The following is a 20,439-nucleotide window of genomic DNA, read 5'->3' on the forward strand; positions in this document are numbered from 1 at the left end:
GCCCGTGGGAAACGCCGATCGGTCACAGTGCCTTGCGGCGCACCAGGATCCCGAGCACCAACAGCCCCGGGACCAGCGGGATCCACCCGGTCAGGAGCCGGTAGCCGAGCACCGCGGCCGCGGCCGCCGGGGCCGGCGCTCCGGCGGCGGCCAGGGCGAGGCCGAGCGCGGCGTCGAGGGAGCCGAGGCCGCCCGGGGTGGGCAGCAGCGCGGCGGCGCTGCTGGCGGCGAGGTACAGCAGCGCCACCAGGGCCGGGGCCAGGGGCAGGGCGACGGCCCGGGTGACGGCGATCAGGACGAGCGCGTGCAGCAGGGCGAACGCCAGCGAGCCGCCCCACAGGGCCGCCGCCCGGTGACCTCGCGCGTGGACGGCCCCGATGTCCGCCGCCACGGAGGCCAGTGCCCTGCGGCACCGGGGCCACAGCCGGCCGGCCGGCAGGGCGAGGGCGCACAGGGCGGTCCCCAGGACCGCCGCGCCCGCTCCCCAGCCGTCCGGGATCCGCACCACTCCCGGGCAGACGGTGGCGAACACGGCGATCAGGACGGCGCGCACGATCCCGCCGGCCGCGGCCTTGACCGCGACGGCGGTCGCCGCGCGGCCGGCCGGCAGGCCGCAGCGCATGAGGAAGCGCAGGTTCACCGCGCCCGCGCCGAGCCCGGCGGGCAGCACGTGGTTGGCGGCGGACGCCGCGAACTGGGCGGCCACGAGCCGTCCCGCAGGCAGCCGCCGCGGGACGGCGCCCTGCTGGGCGAGCGCCGAGCACAGCCAGGTCGCCCCGGCCGCGGTGGCACCGAGCAGCAGCCAGCCCTGGTCGGCGACGGCGAGCCGGAGGGCGCCGGTCTCCAGCACGGGCCAGTGGCGCCGGGCCAGGTAGACCGCGGCCACCAGGACGGCGAGGGTCAGGGCGGCGGCCCGGCCGGCGCGTCGTCGGACGGGTGCGACGGCGACCTGCTCGGACGTCATGCGGTCAGTCCCAGGCGGGGGCCGGCGCGACGCGGAGGTCCAGGCCCGCGGACCGGTGGAGGTCCCAGTCGCGGGCGTACCCGGGTGGCGGGCCGCCGGGCCGGGTGAGGGCGGCGGCGGGGATCCGGCCGGCGGTGCGCCGGATGTCCGCGGCGCTGCTGTTGGCGTTGTTGCCGCGGACCGCCGCCGAGGAGCAGCCGGTGTAGTAGGCGACGGGGATGGCCTCGTGCCCGGTGAGCAGACAGGGCGGACGTACGCCCAGGCGGTGCAGTTCGGCGGCGGTGCGGGCCCAGTCACGGCGGTCGGCGGTGGTGCGGTCCACGGTGCGGTCCAGCACGGCGTACTGCACCGCCAGATGCCCCGCCAGCCCGAGCGCCACCAGAGCCGCCGCCACCGGGCGCCACCGGCCGTCGGGGCGGGTGACGAGGTGGAGCAGGGCGTCGGCGACGGGGATCGCCAGCAGGGCGTAGGCGGGCTGGAGGAAGCGGGGAGCCGCGTAGCCGATCAGGAAGAGGTAGGGCACGGCGGCCGTGGTGGCGCAGGCCAGCGGCAGCAGCGTCCGCCCGGTGCGCCGGGCCCGCACCGCGACCAGGAGACCGGCGGCGGCGAGCAGCGGGAGGGCGAACCACCAGACCATCACCACCGGGTTGGGCATCGGTCCGGTGCACGGGCGGCACAGGGTCCGCCCGATCAGGCCGCGCAGTTGGTCGTCGACGGCGAAGTACCAGCCGAGTCCGCCCTGGACGTCGGAGGCGTCGGACAGCCGCTGGCCCAGGCCGCCGTAGCTGACGTACGCCTCGATCACCCACTCCCCCGCGCCCGCGGCCAGTCCGCCGAGCAGCGCGAGCGCGGGCCGCCACAGGCGGGCCGTCGCCGCCAGGACGAGCAGCGGCAGCGTGACCCACACGGCGTCGGTGGGCCGCATCCACGCCATGAGGGCGGCGCCCGCCGCGACGCCGTACAGGGCGGCCCGGTCGAGGCGGTCCGCCCGGGCCCGCAGGAAGCAGCCGACGGTGATCAGGGCGCCGAGGGCGACCCAGTAGTTGGGCATGGCCTGCGGGCCGTAGTAGAGCGTCACCCACAGGGTCGCGAAGAGCGCGCCGGCCAGGGCCAGGACGCGGGTCGGGAACAGTCCGCGCCAGACGCGCAGGGCCAGGTACAGGCCGAGGCCGGAGAGCAGGGCGAGGTAGACCCGCAGCAGTTCGGTGGAGGTCGACCAGGACGCGATGGGCGCCACCAGCAGGGAGACGCCGCGGGCGCGCGGCGCGCTGAAGAAGGCCGCCGGGGCCTGGGCGGAGACCTGGCTGACGTACACCGTCTCGTCCCAGCCGAGGCCCATGCCGGGACGGACGAGGACCAGCTGGGCGAGCGTGAAGGCGCCGGCCAGGGCCGCGAGCGGCCATGTGCCGCGCGCCCGTCGGGAGGCGCCGGGCACGCTCGCCGGTTCGCGCCGTCGCACACCGGCGCGCATGGCGTTCGTGCCCTGAGCCATGGTCCACCCCTCACCCCTACCTGCCGTAGGGCGTCTCAGCCCCGCAGCCCGGCGAGCGGGAGGCGGGATCGGACAATCGGAAAAACACGGCTAAATTAACCCGCCGTGGGTGGATGCGCAGGCTGGTATTCGGCCAGGTGCCTGCCGTCTGTCGCCCAAGTCGCCCGGCCGTCCGGCAGGCAGGGGCGTGGCGCCCCTGCCTGCCGCCGCCCCCGTGGTCTGCCGCCCGGTCAGCGGGCGTTGGGAACGCGGTGCGGGGGCTGCTCGGGTGCCGGGCGGGACTTCTGCCGCGGGATCTCGCGGACGACGGGGCCGTCGCCGTTCACGGTCAGGGCCGCGCCGTGGTGGCGGATCCCCAGGGGCTCGCCCGACATCAGGGTGTACGTGGCCTTGTCCGGACCGATCTCCACGCGCAGGCGCCGGCCGAGGATCTGGACGGTGAAGGCCAGACGGCTGAACCGCTCGGGCAGGCGGGGCGCGAACCGGAGTGAGTCGCCGTCCCGGCGCAGGCCGCCGAACCCGGCGACCAGGGCCGTCCAGGTACCGGCGAGGGACGCGATGTGCAGCCCGTCGCGGGTGTTCTGCTCCAGGTCGGCGAGGTCCATCAGCGCCGCCTCGGCCGTGTAGTCGTAGGCGAGGCCGAGATGCCCGGCCTGGGCGGCGACGACGGCCTGGCAGCACGCCGAGAGGGAGGAGTCCCTCACGGTGAGCGGCTCGTAGTAGGCGAAGTTGCGGGCGATCTGCTCCTCGTCGTGGAACTCCTCGAACCAGCCGCTGCACGTGTACATCGCCAGGACCAGGTCCGCCTGCTTGACGACCTGTTTGCGGTAGAGGTCGAAGTAGGGGAAGTGCAGCAGCAGCGGGTACTGGTCGGGGCGGGTGCCGTCGAAGTCCCAGCGCTGGTAGCGGGTGAAGCCGGCGTGCTGTTCGTGCACGCCGAGTTCGTGGTTGTAGGGGATGTGCACGGCCTCGGCGGCGTCGCGCCAGGAGGCGCTCTCCTCCTCGTCGACGCCGAGCCGGATCGCCTGTTCGGGGTGGCGTTCGCAGGCGTCGGCGGCGGCCAGCAGGTTCGCCCGGGCCATGAGGTTGGTGTACGTGTTGTCGTCGGCGACCGCGCTGTACTCGTCGGGGCCGGTGACGCCGTCGATGTGGAAGACGCCGTGGTGGTCGTGGTGGCCGAGCGAGCGCCACAGGCGGGCGGTCTCCACGAGCAGTTCGACGCCGGTGTCCCGTTCGAAGCCGGTGTCCCCGGTCGCCGTCGTGTAGCGCACCACCGCGTCCGCTATGGCGGCGTTCACGTGGAAGGCGGCCGTGCCGGCGGGCCAGTACGCGGACCCCTCCGAGCCCTCGATGGTCCGCCAGGGGAACGCGGCACCGCGCAGGCCGAGTTGGGCCGCGCGCTCCCGGGCGGCGGGCAGGGTGTTCTGCCGCCAGCGCAGGGCCTCGGCGACGGAGTCGGGGGCGGTGTAGGTGAGCAGGGGCAGGACGAAGGCCTCGGTGTCCCAGAAGGCGTGGCCGTCGTAGCCGGAACCGGTCAGACCCTTGGCCGGGATGGCCCGTTGTTCGGCGCGGGCGCCGGCCTGCAGGACGTGGAAGAGGGCGAAGCGGACGGCCTGCTGGATCTCCTCGTCCCCGTCGACCTCGACGTCGGCGCGGTCCCAGAAGTCGTCGAGGTACGCCCGCTGTTCGTCCAGCAGTCCCTGCCAGCCGCTGTGCGCCGCCGCCGCGAGCGCGGCCTCGACCTGGTCGCTCATCGCGGGCCGGGAGCGGGCGCCGGACCAGCCGTGGGCGACGAACTTCTCGACGCGCAGCCGCTGTCCCGGTTCCAGGACGGAGGTGACCGTCAGCCGGGACACGTCCACGTTGCTCTCACTGCCGGTCGTGGTCCGCTCCGGTCCGTCGATGACGTGGTCGGCGGCCACCGCCACCCGGAAACCGCTGCGGCGGGTGCGGTGCACCAGGCGCAGCCGGGCACCGGAGACGAAGTCCTCCTCCGGTTCCAGCGGCGACTTCAGCGCCTGGGCGGCGCGCGGGTCGCCGTTCGGTCCGGGCAGGCTCTCGTTGGCGACGAGTTCCGACTGGATCACCACGCGGATGCGGCTGTCGACCGGCTCCACCTCGTACGCGACGGCCGCGATGGCCCGCTGGGTCAGGGAGACGAGCCGCGTCGAGCGCACCCGCACCCGGGAGCCGGCCGGCGAGATCCACTCGCAGGTCCGCTCCAGCACGCCCCGGCGCAGGTCGAGGCAGCGCTCGTGGGCGACGAGACGGCCGTAGCGCAAGTCGAACGGCTCGTCGTCGACCAGCAGCCGCAGTACCTTGCCGTTGGTGACGTTGATGACGGTCTGGCCGGACTCCGGATAGCCGTAGCCCGCCTCGGCGTACGGCAGCGGGTGCAGTTCGTACACGCCGTTGAGGTAGGAGCCGGGCAGGCCGTGCGGTTCTCCCTCGTCGAGGTTGCCGCGCCAGCCGACATGGCCGTTGGACAGGGCGAACACCGACTCGCTCTGGGCGAGGACGTCGAGGTTGAGGTCGGTCTCGCGCACCGCCCAGGGTTCGACGGTGTAGGACCGGTGCGCGATCATCACGCCTGGCCTCCCAGTTCGGCGAGGTCCTTCACGACGAAGTCCGCGCCGTGCGCGTACAGCGCGTCGGTCTGTCCGGTCCGGTCGACGCCGACGACGTGGCCGAAGTGGCCGGAGCGGCCCGCGTCCATGCCGGCCAGGGCGTCCTCGAAGACGGCGCAGCGGGCGGGGTCGACGCCCAGGTCCTTCGCGGCGGCCAGGAAGGTGTCGGGGCGCGGCTTGCCCGGCAGTTTCCGCTCGGCGGCCACCACCCCGTCGATCCGTACGTCGAAGAGGTCCTCGGCGCCGACCGCGCGCAGCACGTCACGGCAGTTGGCGCTGGAGGAGACGATCGCGGTGCGCAGGCCCTTCGCGCGGACCGCGGCGAGGTAGCGCAGGGTGCCGTCGTAGGCCTCGACCCCGTCGGTGCGGATCTTCTCCAGGACGAGGTCGTTCTTGCGGTTGCCCAGGCCGTGGACCGTCGGCGCGTCGGGCGGGTCGTCCGGTGTGCCCTCGGGCAGGTCGATGCCGCGGGAGGCGAGGAAGGTGCGGACGCCGTCGGCGCGGGGGCGGCCGTCGACGTACTCGTCGTAGTCGGCTTCCTCGAACGGCCGGACGTGCTCGCCCTCGCGTTCTCGCAGGAACGCGTCGAACATCTCCTTCCAGGCGGCCGCGTGCACGACGGCCGTCCTGGTGACGACACCGTCGAGGTCGAAGAGGCAGGCCTGGATGTCTTCGGGAAGTCCGAGCTCCGTCATACAGGACACGGTTCCCCACCGGAGGGAGTCCAACGGGTGGCACACGCCACAGTGGGGCGCTTCATGACAGATTCTCACCCCCCGCCCGCACGCCGGTGGATGGCACACTCGGCTGCGTGCCGCAGATCTTCGACGACCTCCTCGACCGTGCCCGCGCGCTGTCCCGCCCCGGCCGCCGTGCCCTGCTCGGCATCGCCGGAAGCCCCGGCGCGGGCAAGACGACCCTCGCCGAACACCTGGTCCAAGCGCTCAACGCGGCGGGGGACCCGTGGGTGGCGCACGTGCCCATGGACGGTTTCCACCTCGCCGACGTCGAACTGGACCGCCTCGGGCGGCGGGACCGCAAGGGCGCGCCCGACACGTTCGACGCGGCGGGGTACGCGGCGCTGCTGCGGCGGCTGCGCGAGGAGGAGGGCGACGTCGTGTACGCGCCCGGCTTCGAGCGGGTGCTGGAGCAGCCGATCGCGGGCGCGATCCCGGTGGAGCCCGCCGCCCGGCTGGTCGTGACGGAGGGGAACTACCTGCTGCTGGACGCGGGAGCGTGGGCGCGGGTGCGGGCCGAACTGGACGAGGTGTGGTTCTGCGACGTCGACGAGGACGAGCGCGTCCGCCGGCTGGTCGCCCGGCACGAGGAGTTCGGCAAGGACCACGAGGCCGCGGTGGCCTGGGTGCGGGGCACCGACCAGCGCAACGCCGAGCTGATCGCCACGACGCGGGAGCGGGCCGACCTGGTGGTGCGGGGGGTCGTGGGCTGGCCGGACGCGGTGGCACATCACCGTACCGGCGGTGGGCCGGGGGCAGTGGGAGCGGACGCCGGCGGCTGACCGGGAGGCCCTGCTGTACGAGGCGGCCTGCCCCGGCGACGGCACCGGGCTCGTCCGGGATCCCGAGGCGGGCTGGGTGTTTCCGGCCTCGCCGAGGGTGCGTGGAGCGGTCGGTACACGGTCCGCGGCACCCTCGGCTCCGACGAGCCGTACTTCGTGCGGACCCGCCGCGCATCTCAGGTGCGCAGCGTCAGTTCCGGCTCTCCGTGGGCGTCTCCCGCGCTGTCCCCGATGACGGCGGTGAAGGCGTCCGTGCGCACGGTCAGTCCTTCCGCGCCCCGCACGACGGACACCGTCAGCGGCTCCGGGGAGCCGTAGCGCACCGCGAAGACATGCAGGTCTTCCGGCGCGTCCGGGACCGGGCCGGCCTCCAGGGCCGTCGAGCTCACCAGATGCCGCCAGCCCTCGTCGGGATTGCCGTAACCGCGCGGGTCGGCGGCGAGGGCGAAGGCGGCCTGTTCCTGGGTGAGTTCCGCGCGGGCGTCGAAGTGCTCCGCGCCCTGCGCGTCGGGGTGCGTCAGACGCAGGGTGCCGGCCGAGGCCACGGCCGCGTGTGCCGTACGCCGGACCCGGTCGCCGTCGTCCTCGGCGTAGGGCAGACCGGCCAGCAGGTACGGCGTGCCGTCGAGGCGTTCGACGGCGACCGTGGTCCACAGGCTCGTGCCGTCGGTGACGTACAGGGAGCGGACGTGCCGCAGGACGTGGTCGCGGCCGACGACCGGCTTGGTGACCAGCTTGGCCGTCAGCCCGTCGCGGCGGACGTCACGGACACGGACCTCGCCCATCGGGCGGCACAGCAGGAAGCCGTCGGCGACCGGGCCGAAGCCGTGCTGGCGGTTGACGGCGGCGGGCAGGCAGTACGTGCCGCCCGCCTCGACCACCGCCGGGGTCATCCGGTCGTCGAAGGCCACCGAGACGGTGCCCGCGCGCAGTTGGTGCCGTGCGGCGGTCGTGGACGGCTCCCGGTGCCAGCGTGTGGCGTCCTGGATCTGCCAGACCAGCATCCACGCGAAGTGGCCGTCGACCCCGCCGTCCGCCCTGGCCGCGTGCCGGGCCCAGCGGCCGTCGCCCCGGTAGCGGCCCAGGTCGGAGCCGATCCGGCGGCTGAAGTAGCGCAGACCGAGTACCGACTCGAAGGCGGAGTGCTGCTCGCTGTAGCGGGGGCCGCCGTTGTCGAAGCCGCCGCTGGTGAGCCGGGCGTCGATGTAGCGGGCGAGCGTGTCGCCGTCCTCGGCGAAGACCTCCTCGCCGCTGACCCGGTGCGCCTGCGCGAGGAAGGACAGGGAGATCGGGCCGTAGTTGTTGTCGTAGGCGCCGCCGTGCTCCGGGGGCAGCAGGGCGCCCCGGTCGCGTACCCGGTGGGCGCGGATCTCGTCGGCGTACAGCTCCAGCGCCCGCGCGCGGACCGATTCCCCGTCGCCGGGCGGCAGATGGCGGGCCAGCATCAGTCCGCCCACCACACAGCCGATCGCCTGGTTGCCGGCCTCCTGCGGATTGAAGAAGGTCGTCTCGGTCAGCCAGCTCCAGTAGCCGCGCGCCAACTGCAGCAGCTGCACCCGCTGTCCGGCGTGGACCAGGCCGTCCGCCAGGTCCAGCACGTTGACCGCCTGGAGCAGCGCCCACACCGTGCTCGGCCAGTCACCGATGGGGTGCGCGCCCGGCGCGAGGGTGTACCGGGCGTACGGCAGACGGGAGTGGCGGGCCCGCAGGTTCGGGTAGCCGGGATTGTCGTCGACGTACACCCGCTCCCGCAGGTGGAAGGCGAGGCTGCGGCGCACCGCCTCAGGCAGCCGGGGGTCCTTGGTGCGCTGCCAGGCGAGCGCCAGCAGGGAGGTGATGCCCAGCGAGGTGTCGCCGATGTCGTCGACGCAGTCGGGGTGTTCGAGGCTGCCCTGCGGCGTGATCCGCTTCAGGGCCTGCTCGACGACGTCGGCGAGGACCGCGTCGTACGCCTCGGGGCTGTCCGGCAGGTCGTGCAGCGGGGCGCGCTGGTGCGTGAGGTGCACGGGAGGCGGGGTGAGGTGCACGGGATCAACCCTTCGTGCCGGGGGTGGCCATGGCGTGGTGCGTCGGGGTCACGCGACAGATGCGGGTCGGCGGGCGCGCAGGGCGACGGTCAGTGTGTGCGGGCCGTGTCCACCGATGTAGACGCGGTTCCCGGTCGTCGCGTCGGTGCCGCCCACCACGGTGTAGTCCTGACCCGGGTCGTAGCGCAGTACGTCGCTCCGGTCCGGCCCGGCGAGCGGTTCGCCCGCCTCGACGCCGGCCTCGACCCGGATCTCGTCGTCGCCGACCCGGTAGGTCATCGGCCCGGTCGTCATGCACCAGCGTCCGTCGCCGATCGGTACGGCGCCCTCCGGCACGCCGCCCGGCCGGAAGGTCAGTTCGAGGGCCCAGGGCACCCGTGGACCGCTGATGTCGATGCGCAGGTCGGCACCGTCCTCCCTCAGGTCCACCTCGACGCGGGTCGTGTGCGCGACCTCGTCCCGAGGCCGGTCGGGGAAGGCCATCGCCGCCGAGAAACGACCCTCGTCCGCCACCCGGTAGCCGCCGCCGTCCCCTCGCCGACCCGGCGGGAGCGGCTGGTAGTAGGCGGCCGTGAGGGTTTCGGTGAGCCGGTACCGGCTGTCGGCGAGCCGTCGCAGGTCGGCGGCGCGGAACGGGCCCAGGTCGAAGAATCCCCGTGAGAGGCGGACCGCGTCGAGGACCGCGTCGCCGGCGAACAGGCGCAGGAAGGTGGGATTGCAGGCGAGGCCCGAGCGGATGCGCCGGTGCCCGGGCACGTCGGAGCCGCCGTACACCACCGTGTGCGCGGTGGCCGAGGCGCGTGCGGCGAGGCCCGCGGTGGTGAGGTACCGGTCGCGCGGAAGTGTCTCCGTGGCCGGTGCCGGCAGGACGCGGCACAGGTCCGGGGTGAGGAGGGTCTCGGCGAGCAGGCCGGGGTCGTCGATGCCGCCGGCGGCCGCCAGCCGCGCCGCCCGGCTGAAGTCGCCCCGGCCGGTGCGGACCGCGAGCAGCCGGTAGTGCGGCAGGTAGGGCGCCAGCGGGAACGGGCGGTTCTGGTCCTGCCGTCGCGAGTGGACGGTCTCCACCGTGCCGTCCGGCCTGATGAGGTCCAGGGTGGTGGCGAGATGGTGTTCGACGGCGTCCAGCAGGTCGGCACGTCCGAGGACGCCGGCCAGCAGCAGCAGCGAAGGGTTGGACACGTGGGCCGCGTAGAGGGCGCTCCGTTCCGAGTACAGGCCCTCCGCGTCGATGTCGACGCCCTCGGCCAGCCACTCCTCGACGCGGTCGAGCAGCCGGTCGTCCGGGAACGACCGGTGCAGCCGGGCCAGCGCCGCGCACAGCTCCCAGCGGTGGTTCGGGGTGTGCACCCCACCGGTCAGGAGACTGCCACGGGAGGCGCCGGCGATCTCGGCGAGCGCGGCCGTGACGTCGCGCAGTTCCGGCCCCGCGCCGGCGGCGAGGACGTGCGCGTCGCACACGTCGTTGACGGTGAACGCGGAGTCCGGCGGTGACTGCACGTTGTCGCCGCCGGCGAAGAGGCCGGTGGTGGTCTGCGCGGCCCGCAGGGCGCGCAGGTGGGTCATCGCGGCGGCGATGGCCCGCCTGCTGCCGTGCAGTTCCGAGTTCGGCGAACGGTATGCCGCGATCAGGGTCTTCACCCGGCGCGCCAGGCCACGGTGCGGCACACCGGCGGGTTCCTCGTCGGGGCCGGCCGCCAGCGGGGCGGCCAGCCGGTCGGCGGCCCCGGCCACCGCGCGGAGGAACTCGTGGTCGAGCGGGGTGGGCAAGATCAGTCCTTCAGGCCGGCGTTGATGTCGGCGTTCATGACGTAACGCTGGAACACCAGGAAGACGACGATCAGCGGAACCATGGAGATGACCGATCCCCCGAGCAGCACCGACCAGTTGATGTTCTGCGCCCCGACGAGGCTCTGGATGCCGATCTGCACGGTGAACTTCTCGGGGTCGTTGAGCATCAGCAGCGGCCAGATGTAGTCGTTCCACCGCCACTGGAACGACAGGATGGCGAGCGTCAGCATGATGGGCCGGGAGATCGGCACCATGATCCTCAGGAAGATCGACAGCTCGGGCGCGCCGTCGATACGGGCGGCCTCGATGAGCTCGTCGGGGACCGTCAGGAAGAACTGGCGGAACATGAAGCAGCCGGTCGCGGTGAGCACGGCCGGGAGGATGATGCCGGCGAGCGAGTTGTAGAGGCCGAGGTCGCGGACCACCAGGAACTGCGGGGCGAGCATGACCTCGGACGGCAGCATGGTGGTGGCCAGGATGCCGACGAAGAAGACCTTGAGCCACTTGTTGTCGTACTTGGCCAGCGCGTACCCCGTGCAGCAGCTGACTCCCACCGTGAGGATCGTCGCGATCACACACACGATGGTCGTGTTGATGAAGTACTGGGCGAAGTTGGCGCTGCGCCACGCTTCCGTGTAACCCGACAGCGTGGGGTTCTGCGGAAACAGCGTCAGCGGAAGGGAGAACAGGTCTCCCGCCGGTTTGAAGGAGCTGAGGACGAACCACAGCACCGGCATCGCGTAGAGGGCCGCCAGGACCCACAGCAGAGTCGTCGCGGGCACCGCGCGCCGAAACCCGCCGCCGGCCGCGCCGCGGGGCCGCTTCTCGGGAACAGCCCGTCGGGGCTCGGCGTCGACCGGGCGTGGCATGTCTGTGGTTGTCATCGGTTCTCCACCCGCCGGTTGACCATCAGCTGGATGAGCGCGACGCCCATCAGGAAGAGCATGAGCACGAACGACGCGGCGCTCGCGTAGCCGATCTGGCCCCGGTCGAAGCCGGTCTGGTAGATGTACTGGACAAGCAGGTTGTTCGACGTTCCGGGTCCGCCGTTGTTGAGGGAGGCGAACAGCGGGTATTCCTTCATCCCGTGGATCGTGTTGAGCAGGATGACGATGAAGGACGTGGGCGCGATGCTCGGCAGTGTGATGCTGATGAACTGGCGCCACGGACCGGCGCCGTCGAGCGCGGCCGCCTCGTAGTACGACGTCGGTACGTTCTTGATCGCCGCGATGAACAGCAGCATGGAGAAGCCCGTCCAGGCCCAGGATGCCGCCACCACGACCACGATCAGCGACAGGTCCGCGTTCGACTGCCACGGCACGGCGCTGCCGCCGAGCTTCTCGATGAGGTAGTTGACCAGTCCGAAGTTCTCACCGAAGAGCCACCGCCACAGGACACCCACGACGATGGGCGACAGCAGCCACGGGATGAAGAAGAAGACGCGGGCGACCGACACGCCCTTGGCGTGCTTGCTCACCAGCACGTTGGCGATGAGCAGCGAGAACACGAAGTTCAGCGGAACGAAGAGCACGGTGTACAGCAGCGTCCGGGTCCCCGCGTCGTAGAACGTGGAGTCCCCGAGCAGGTTGCTGTAGTTGTCCAGTCCGATGTACTGGAACGCCCCCACACCCGTGTAGTTCGTGAACGAGTAGACGAGCCCGATCACCGCCGGCCAGACGAAGAAGAGTGCGAAGAGAACGACGTTGGCCGCGATGAGAACGAGCGGCGCAAGGGTGTACTTACTGCGTCTCCTGGGCGGACTCACGGACACGGCGGACACGTCCGAGGCGCGTTTTGTCATCTTCCTGACTCCGTGCTGGTGGAATGGGTTCCTGTGGGCCCAGGCCATGAGCCCGGCATCACGTGGGGTCCACGGGCCCGGGCGGCGTGGTCGAGACACCGCCGCCCGGGCCCGTGGTCTGCGGTCAGCCGCCGACCTGCTGGTTGTAGCCGGCCACGATGTTCTCCAGGGCCTTGTCGGCCGACTGCTGGCCGTTGATCGCCTTGCCGAGCTCCGCCTTGGTCGGGTCCTCGGTGAGGCTCTTGCCCTTCAGCACCCAGTTCGTCTGCGCGCTGTTGAAGTAGCCGGAGATCGGGGCGTAGAGCGGGATCGACTCGTTGTACAGCTTGAACGCCGCCTGCGCCGCCTCGGACTTGAAGGGGTACTTCGGGTTCAGACCGCTCTCGACCGGCAGGAACCCGGACGCCTCACACAGCGCCTGGTAGTGGGCCGGCTCGTACAGCCAGGACAGGAACTTCGTCGCGGCGGTGGCCGCGTCGCCGTTGTTGTTGAAGCCCACCGTCATGCCGCCGCTGTTGACGTCGCTGGCCTGCACCGGCTGGGCGGGAGTCGGGACGCTCGCCCACTCGAACTTCTTGATGCTCTCCGCGAAGGCGGGAACCTGCCACACACCGGACCAGTAGGCGACCACGTCACCGCTCTGGAACATGGCCGACGGGTCGGCGCCGCTGGTCCACACCGACTTCGGCATGGTCTTGTCGTCGTTCAGTCCGACGAAGTAGTTCACGGCCTTCTTGGTCGCCGCGTCCACCGAGAACGTGCCGGAGGAGTCCGCGTGGACGTACTTCCCGCCCATCTCGTACACCATGGCGCGCAGCCGGGACGGCGACTGGTCGAACGTCAGGGAGTACTTGGCCTTGGTCTTCTCCCGGACCTCGTTCGCCGCCTTGATGAAGTCGGCCCAGGTCCAGGTCTTCTGGGGCGAGGTCGGGAAGGAGACGCCGGCCTTCTCGAAGAGCGACTTGTTGATGAACAGGCCGGACGCGGTGACGTCCGAGGGGATGGACAGCACCTTCCCGGACGAGTCCTTGGCGACGAAGTTGGCGTTGATCTTGTTGGTCTTGTCGTTGGCGATGGAACTGAGGTCGATCAGCTTGTTCGACCAGATCGGGTCCAGCTTCGGCACGGCCGCCACGTCGGGCAGCGAGTTCGCCTGCGCGGCGTTGCGCAGCTTCGCGTCGTAGCCGTCGTAGGGGATGTTGACGAGCTTGACGTCGACGCCGGTTTCCTTCTTGTACTGCGCCACCATCTTCTTCCAGCCCGCGTCCTGTCCCGGAACCGTGGAGATCCAGAACGTCAGCGACTTGGCGTTCCCGCCCGAGTCGGATCCCGACCCGCCGCAGGCGGAGAGCAGCAGGGCACCTGCCGTGGCAACGGCAGCGAGGGGAACCAGGCGGCGCATGCCGCCGCGGCCGAGTCGGCGGGAGCGCCGCACACCCACAGTGGTCATCTTCGATCCCTTTTTCGTCGTAGGGGACGGAGCACGGCGCCAGCCGAGGCGGCACGGGTGCATTGTGCAGGTGAATGAGCTTTCCGAGGGCACGGCCTCGCCCGGCCGCGTCATCCTGACGGGCGAGGTCCCCGGCCGTCGTGGCCGTCGCCGCACAAGCACGCCCTGGTGCGGTTGCCGTACGTCGAGTACGGGCGGGACGCTCACCCCAAGCCGGCGTCCCGGCCGACTTAGAAAGCGCTTGTCCGGACATTGGCAGACCGAGTCCGAGGCCGTCAATCCTTCGTCCGCGCGGCCAGGGTCACGGTTTGGACTCCCCGGGCCACCGCGAGCCGGGCGGCACCCACGACAGTGCCCAGGTCACCGACCGTGCTGCTGACCACCTCGGTGGGCCAGCTCAGCCGCCCCAGTTCGGCCCGGACGCCGGGCAGGAGCTGCGGGTCCGCGCCGGTGCTGCCGCCCAGCACGATCAGTCCCGGGTCGAGCACGGCGGTCACGGCGGCGGCGAGGCGGCCCACGTCCACCGCGTGGCGGCCCACGACGGCACGGGCCGCGGCCCGGCCCTCCCCGGCGAGGGCGAAGAGCCGCTCGGCGGTGCGCGGGCACGGCCCGTCGGCGTCCGGCCAGACCTCGGCGGCCCGCCGCAGGAGCGAGCGGGCGCCGATGTACTCCTCCAGCGCCTCGTGCCGCGGCTCCCGGCCGTCGTCCCAGGGGTAGGGCAGCCGGGCCAGCTCGCCGGCGGCGCCGTTGGCTCCGCGCAGCACCTGACCGCCGACCACGATGCCGAGGCCGATGCCCACGCCGATCCGCAGATAGCCGAAGGTGGGGTGGCCCCGCGCGGCGCCCTCGTGCAGTTCGGCGAGTGCCGCGCAGTTGACGTTGTTCTCCAGGTGGACGGGAACACCCGGCGGCAGCGCGACGGCCATGGCGTCGAAGGCGGGCCCCGCCTTGGCGGTCGCGGGGCGCATGCCGCTGCCCTCCTTCTCCCGCGCGGTGACGTCGCCGACGGCGACCACGACGGTGCGCAGCGGCGATTCGGCGGGCAGGCCGTCGAGGGCCTCGCGCACCACGCCGGCGGCGTCCTGACGGGAGCCGGTGGCCTGGGCGAGCAGCGTGCCGTCCAGGGCGCAGCCGCGCACCCGGGTGAGGGCGGGGCCCAGGTCGACGGCGAGCACGGCCCCGGCGGCCGGCCCGAGACGGTATACGGCGGCTGACCGGCCGGTGCCGCTGGAAGCGGTGCCGGAGTGGGCGGCGAGCCGCGCGCTCTCCAGTTCCACGACGGCGGAGGACACCGTCGGCTTCGACAGGCCCGCCAGACTCGCGAGCTGCGGCCGGGTCGCCGTGCCCGCCCCGGCCAGCACGGCGAACACCGCACTCGCGCTCTCGGTCAGGCGGGGGGCTTTCGCCACGCCGTGTTCCACAGTTCTCCCCCACGGGTCAGGGGCCGCGGTCCCGGGTCGATCGACTCCTGGGACGCGGCGACGGGATGCCCTGGCATCGCGGTTTCCGCCCCGTGCGGCCCCAGGGAACCGCTCCGGTGGTCGAGTGCGCGAGGCCTCTTGACACGCACTGTACTTCGTTAGTTAACTTCCTAACGAACGTCACGGTACTCGCCTGCCGTGCCCGTCAGAGGCCCGTCCCGGGGCCTCCCTAGTTCATCGGCTTCCCCTGCTCCAGCACGGTTCGCCCACCGTCGCAGCCCAGTGCAACGACGAAAGAGGATCCGTGCAGGACGCTCCCCTCTCGCGCCCGCTCGTGGTCGGCATCGACGTGGGCGGCACCAAGACGCACCTGCGCGCCTTCGCGGGCGAAACCCGCGTCGCCGACCACGTACGCCCGAGCAGCGGCTGGCGCCCGCACGACCCCGTGGCCGCCGCCGGATGGCTCGCGGCCCTGGTCGCCGGGGCCCTGCCGGCGGGCGCCCGCCCGTCCGCCGTGGCCGTCGGCGGACACGCCTGCGAGACTCCCCGCCAGGCCGCCCGGATACGCACCGCACTGCGTCCGCACCTCGACGCGCCCGCGCTCGTCATGGGGGACGCCGAACTGCTCGTGCCCGCCGCCGGACTGGACCGGGGTGTCGGCCTGGTCGCCGGCACCGGCTCCGTCGCCGTCGGCCGCCTCGCCGACGGCAGTCCCGTCCAGGTCGGCGGCTGGGGCGCGGTGCTCGGCGACGAGGGCGGCTCGGCCGGTCTCGTCCGGGAGGCCGTACGGGCCGTGTGGGCGGCGCACGACCGCGGCGAGGATCCCGACGCACTGGCCGAGGAGCTCGTCGCCGCGTTCGGTGTCGCCGAGGTACCGGCGCTCGGGGCGGCGCTGGAGAGCGCCACCGATGTCTCCGCCGAGTGGGGCCGGCACGCGCCCGCGGTGTTCGCCGCCGCCGAGGCGGGCTCGCCGCTCGCCGGGCGGGTCGTCACCGGCGGCGGGCGCGCGCTGGCCGCGCTCGTCGAACGGCTCGCCGCACGCGGCGTCCCGGTCGAGGACGTCGTGATCGCGGGAAGCACCGTCCTGGCCCAACACGCCCTGTACGACGCCTTCGTGTCGTCCCTGGCCGAGCGCGTACCGGGCGCCCGGCCGAGGCCTCTCGGGGTCGCGCCGGTCGAGGGGGCGGTGGCGATGGCCCGTTCACTCGTATGACACGCGGCGGACGCCGGATCCTCCCCGGTCCGACACGACCCGCCCGTAGATCTTCGCTCGTAGATCTTCGCTCGTACGCTCGGGAAAGCGCGTTCGGCCCCCATGCCACCCGCCGCGACCGCGAGCCGCAGTCGATCGCACCACCTCCTTCCGCCGGCCTGAGGGCCGATGAACTCATGAGAGGCAGACGCATGCCGTCACCAGCCGGGCACAGCTCCCCCTCGTCCGTCCGTGAACGCGCCGTGAACCGACGGGGGTTCCTCAAGACCTCCTTCGGCGCCTCGGCCGGGGTGCTGGCCGCGCCCACGCTCGCCACCTGGCTGGCCGCCACGGACGCGAAGGCGGCCACGGCCTTCGCCGCGTTCGTCGACGACTACAAGACGAACGTCGTGGCGAACCTGACGCCCGAGACCAACGCCGTGGTCCGGATCCTCGGCGGCATGGCCGAGGTGTGGAAGACCGGCGACGCCTGGAACACCGGCACGCCGCTGATGCCCGAGGTGCTGCGCGCCAACATGCGCTACTGCGCCCGCGTCACGTCCGCGCGGACCGAGGCGCAGGCGAAGGAGGCGTTCCTCTACGACCGCCAGCACCAGAGCTACGCCATGATCGCGGGCCTCGGCCCGCTGGCCGGCCTGTACCGGGCGGGCGCCAAGGCGGTCACGTCGATCACCGCCGCCCCCGACACCACGCCCGCCACCACGATCAGCGACGCGGTGCCGGCCGGCGCCCCGGCCGGATCCGCGATCGGCGCCGGCTCGTACGACTCGGCGCTCGGTCAGGTGGCCAGACTGGTCGACACCGTGCGCGGCCCGTTCGCCTCGGGCAACCCCGGCAAGTACGCCTTCCAGTACCCGCGTCCGTGGCGCATGAACGAGGACAGCGAGGTCGTCGACACGGGGGCGAAGGACCCGCTCGGCTACCCGGTGTACGACTCGAAGGTGGTCGTCGCGACCCAGTTGCTGCGGCAGCGCAGCACCTCGCCGGTCGACGACGGCGGCTTCCCCAGCGGCCACACCAACGCCTTCCACCTGGCGGCCCTGGCCTTCGCGTACGCGGTGCCCGAGCGCTTCCAGGAGCTGGTGACCCGCGCGTTCGAGCTGAGCCACACCCGGATCATGGCCGGCATGCACTCCACGGTCGACGTCCTCGGCGGCCGCATCATGGCCACCGCCCTGGCCGCCGCCGCGCTGGCCGACCCGGCGAACGCGGACCTGAAGGCCGCCGCCCGCGCCCAGGCGCTGGCGTACTTCCAGGAGCGGACCGGCACGACCGAGGACACCCTGTACACGTACGCCCACGCCGACAGCTCCGACCCGTACGCGGACCGGGAGGCCAACGAACGCGCGGTCAGGCCCAGGCTGACGTACGTGCTGACCCGGCGCGGCCGCGACGAGCCGCTGACCGTGCCGAAGGGCGCGGAGGTACTGCTGGAGACGCGGCTGCCGTACCTGGACGCGGCCCAGCGGCGCGAGGTGCTGCGCACGACCGCGCTGCCCTGCGGGTACGTCCTGCTGGACGGCTTCGAGCAGTGGGGCCGGCTGAACCTGTTCGCCGCGGCGGACGGGTACGGCGCCTTCGACTCCGACGTGAGCGTCACCCTGGACGCCACGGCCGGCGGCTTCCGGGCGGCCGACCGCTGGCGCAACGACATCGACGGCGACGGCGGTCTGACCAAGCGCGGCACCGGCACGCTGACCCTCACCGGCCACAACCGGTACACCGGCGGCACCGTGCTGGAGGACGGCACCCTGGTCGCCGCGTCGGCCCACGCGCTGGGCCACGGTGACGTGCGCGTGCAGGGCGGAACCCTGAGGCTGGGCAGGTCAGTTCAGGTACACGGCTCCTACGCGCAGGAGTCCGGCACGCTGGAGGTGACCCTGCGGTCGGGCCAGGAGCCGGTGCTGGAGGTGACGCGGCGGGCGCTGCTCGGCCGGGGCAGCACGCTGTCCCTGCGGCTCGACGCCGAGCGGCCGCCGGCGGCGGGGCGCACGGTCCGCGTGCTCGGCGCCCCGGTGCTGCGCGGCCAGTTCGACCGCGTCGAGCTGAACTCCGACCGCCTGCGGGCCGTACCCCTCTACACGGCGGACGGTCTGTCGGTACGACTTGTGAAGCGGTGACGCCTCGCGCGGCGGGAGCTGATGCAGAGTAGGCGCATGAGACGCCGCCCGATCGCTCCCGCCGCCGTCCGCCCGGTGTCACCGCGGGGCGGATGATGGCACGCGCGACGCAGTCGGTCCTGGACCAGCGGACACGCCTGGGTGCGCCCGCCGGGCGGTCGCCGGGCCGGGTCGGCAGGCGGTGGCTCGTGCCGTTCCTGGTGGCGCTGCTGCTGGCCCAGATGGCCGTGGCGATGGTGACGACGGCCGTCCAGCAGACGCCGACCATCGACGAACCGGTGTACGTCGGCACGGCCGCCGAGTACCTGCGCGAGCACCGGGTGCGGCACAACCCCGAGCACCCGCCGCTCGGCAAACTGGTGATCGCGGCCGGCGTGGCGCTGGCCGGCCCGCACGTCGACCCGTCGTTCACCGGCAGCCAGAGTCTCCTCGGGCAGCACCTGTTGTACGGGTCGGGCAACGACCCGTGGCGGCTCATGCTGTGGGCCCGCCTCCCGGTCATCGCGCTGACCCTGCTGTTCGGGCTGGTCGTCCTCGCCTTCGCCCGCGAACTCGCGGGTCCGGTGGGCGGGCTGGCGGCGCTGGCCCTGTACGCCTTCTCCCCCGACGTCGTCGCGCACGGCTCGCTGGCCACGCTGGACGTCCCGGCGGCCGGGTTCCTGCTGACCTCGGTGTGGCTGCTGTGGCGCGCCCGCCGACGGCCCCGGCTGTACCTGCCGCTCGCCGGAGCGACGCTCGGGGCGGCCCTGGCCACGAAGATGAGTTCGCTGGCGGCCGTTCCCGTGCTGCTGGCACTGGCCGGTGTGTCGGTGTGGTGCGCGGGTGCGGATGCGGGTGCGGGCGCGGCGAACCGGCGCAGGGCGCTGCTGCGAGCCGCCGCGGGCGCCGGCGTGGTGGCGCTGGCGGCGGTCGTCGTCGTCTGGGCGACGTATCTGGCCGTCGATCCGCGGCTGCGCTGGACGCCCGAGCAGCGGGTGCCCGTCGTGCGGGGGCTGCGCGGGCTGCTCGCCGAGTCGCTGCCGTTCCCGGAGGCGTACCGGGACGGGATGCGCGTCCAGTTCCGCTTCGAGAACCAGCCGTGGCAGGGCTTCCTGTTCGGCCGGGTGTACACCGGATCCCTCTGGTACTACCTGCCGGCCGCGCTGCTGGTGAAGACCCCGCTCGGCCTGCTCGCGCTGTGGGCCGCCGGTGCCGTCGTGGTGGTGGCGCTGCGGCGGCTGCGGCCGGCGGCGCCGTATCTGCTGGCGCCCGCCGCGGTGCTGCTGGCCGCGGCCATGGAGGGCTCACGGGACCTCGGCACCCGCTACGCCGTCTTCCTGCCGATGTTCCTGGCGGTGGCCGCGGGCTGCGTGGTCGCCGCCCGGTGGCGGTGGACGCCGGTGGTGACCGGGGCGCTGGCGGTGTTCGTCGCGGTGAGCTCGCTGCGGGCGTACCCCTTCTATCTGCCGTACTCCAACGAGGCGTTCGGCGGGCCGGCCAAGACCCGGCTGCGGCTGCACGACTCCAACGTCGACTGGGGCCAGGATCTCGGCCGGCTCGCCGACCGGCTGCGCGAGCGGTACCGCGGCGAGCGGGTCTGGCTCGTGTACAAGGGCAGCGGCCTGCCGTCGTTCTACGGCATCGACGCGGCCGACCCGCGCGAGGTGCCCGTGCGGGCGGTGCGCGGGCTGCTGGTCGTGTCGGACTCCTCGGCCGCCAAGGCGACGGGACGGCTGGCCCGGCTGATCGACAGCAGCCGGCCGGTCGACGACGTCGGCCACTCGATCACGATCTACCGGCGGTGACGCCCGCGTGCCCGGCCCGGGGCCCCCTCAGCGTGCTCCCGTGCGCCGGACCATACGGCGGCTCCCGCACCTCGTGCCACCGACCAGCGGCCTGCCCGAGCAGGACCGTGCGCTCGCCCAGTCCCCGGGCGCGGGCGCCCCGCACGGGGTTCCCGTTCGTCCTCTTCGGCCGGCTCAAGTACCCCGTGCTCACCATGCTGCTGAGCATGCACATCGGCATCGCCGCACTCATG

General features: G+C 73.1%; 14 protein-coding genes. 4 read left to right on the forward strand and 10 right to left on the reverse strand.

From position 1 onward, the window contains the following. Positions 1-22: 22 nt before the first annotated feature. From ACWD0J_RS31210 to ACWD0J_RS31225, 4 genes are all read right to left on the reverse strand, one after another. Positions 23-964 (reverse strand): lysylphosphatidylglycerol synthase domain-containing protein, encoded by a 942-nt coding sequence (locus ACWD0J_RS31210; protein ID WP_451499196.1) that lies wholly within the window; start codon positions 962-964, stop codon positions 23-25. 4 nt (positions 965-968) lie between these two features. Next, a complete protein-coding gene (locus ACWD0J_RS31215; protein WP_451499197.1) occupies positions 969-2,456 on the reverse strand; it encodes a hypothetical protein in 1,488 nt (495 codons plus the stop codon). Positions 2,457-2,686: 230 nt separating this feature from the next. Next, entirely contained in the window at positions 2,687-5,041 is a 2,355-nt protein-coding gene (locus ACWD0J_RS31220) for a glycoside hydrolase family 65 protein (protein WP_451499210.1), read from the reverse strand. After that, positions 5,041-5,778: an HAD family hydrolase gene (locus ACWD0J_RS31225; RefSeq protein WP_451499198.1), complete on the reverse strand. Its 738-nt coding sequence runs from the start codon at positions 5,776-5,778 to the stop codon at positions 5,041-5,043. Before ACWD0J_RS31225 ends, ACWD0J_RS31220 begins: the two co-directional genes overlap by 1 nt. A 116-nt stretch (positions 5,779-5,894) precedes the next feature. Between ACWD0J_RS31225 and ACWD0J_RS31230 the strand changes: the two genes are divergently transcribed. Next, a complete protein-coding gene (locus ACWD0J_RS31230) occupies positions 5,895-6,602 on the forward strand; it encodes a nucleoside/nucleotide kinase family protein (protein WP_451499199.1) in 708 nt (235 codons plus the stop codon). A 176-nt stretch (positions 6,603-6,778) separates the two neighbouring features. Here the strand turns inward: ACWD0J_RS31230 and ACWD0J_RS31235 are convergent, their stop codons facing one another. The 6 genes from ACWD0J_RS31235 to ACWD0J_RS31260 all read right to left on the reverse strand — a co-directional run bounded on the left by ACWD0J_RS31235 (position 6,779) and on the right by ACWD0J_RS31260 (position 15,077). Further along, entirely contained in the window at positions 6,779-8,608 is a 1,830-nt protein-coding gene (locus ACWD0J_RS31235; RefSeq protein WP_451499200.1) for a hypothetical protein, read from the reverse strand. A gap of 69 nt (positions 8,609-8,677) precedes the next feature. Next, the gene (locus ACWD0J_RS31240) at positions 8,678-10,396 is read right to left on the reverse strand and encodes a hypothetical protein (RefSeq protein WP_451499201.1); all 1,719 of its coding nucleotides are present in this window, start codon (positions 10,394-10,396) and stop codon (positions 8,678-8,680) included. A 2-nt stretch (positions 10,397-10,398) separates the two neighbouring features. Next, the gene (locus ACWD0J_RS31245) at positions 10,399-11,301 is read right to left on the reverse strand and encodes a carbohydrate ABC transporter permease (protein WP_451499202.1); all 903 of its coding nucleotides are present in this window, start codon (positions 11,299-11,301) and stop codon (positions 10,399-10,401) included. After that, positions 11,298-12,218, reverse strand: a complete 921-nt coding sequence (locus tag ACWD0J_RS31250; protein WP_451499203.1) for a carbohydrate ABC transporter permease — start codon at positions 12,216-12,218, stop codon at positions 11,298-11,300. The genes ACWD0J_RS31245 and ACWD0J_RS31250 overlap by 4 nt, the downstream gene beginning before the upstream one ends. Positions 12,219-12,342: 124 nt before the next feature. After that, positions 12,343-13,668, reverse strand: a complete 1,326-nt coding sequence (locus ACWD0J_RS31255) for an ABC transporter substrate-binding protein (RefSeq protein WP_451499204.1) — start codon at positions 13,666-13,668, stop codon at positions 12,343-12,345. Positions 13,669-13,943: 275 nt separating this feature from the next. Further along, the gene (locus ACWD0J_RS31260; RefSeq protein ID WP_451499205.1) at positions 13,944-15,077 is read right to left on the reverse strand and encodes an ROK family protein; all 1,134 of its coding nucleotides are present in this window, start codon (positions 15,075-15,077) and stop codon (positions 13,944-13,946) included. Positions 15,078-15,393: 316 nt separating this feature from the next. Between ACWD0J_RS31260 and ACWD0J_RS31265 the strand changes: the two genes are divergently transcribed. The 3 genes from ACWD0J_RS31265 to ACWD0J_RS31275 all read left to right on the forward strand — a co-directional run bounded on the left by ACWD0J_RS31265 (position 15,394) and on the right by ACWD0J_RS31275 (position 20,206). Then, complete coding sequence (locus tag ACWD0J_RS31265; RefSeq protein WP_451499206.1) at positions 15,394-16,302, forward strand: N-acetylglucosamine kinase; 909 nt, start codon at positions 15,394-15,396, stop codon at positions 16,300-16,302. A gap of 191 nt (positions 16,303-16,493) precedes the next feature. Then, positions 16,494-18,422, forward strand: a complete 1,929-nt coding sequence (locus tag ACWD0J_RS31270; RefSeq protein ID WP_451499207.1) for a phosphatase PAP2 family protein — start codon at positions 16,494-16,496, stop codon at positions 18,420-18,422. A gap of 92 nt (positions 18,423-18,514) precedes the next feature. Continuing rightward, the gene (locus tag ACWD0J_RS31275) at positions 18,515-20,206 is read left to right on the forward strand and encodes an ArnT family glycosyltransferase (protein ID WP_451499208.1); all 1,692 of its coding nucleotides are present in this window, start codon (positions 18,515-18,517) and stop codon (positions 20,204-20,206) included. Positions 20,207-20,439: the final 233 nt, after the last annotated feature.

This window comes from Streptomyces sp. NPDC003011, from assembly GCF_053591515.1.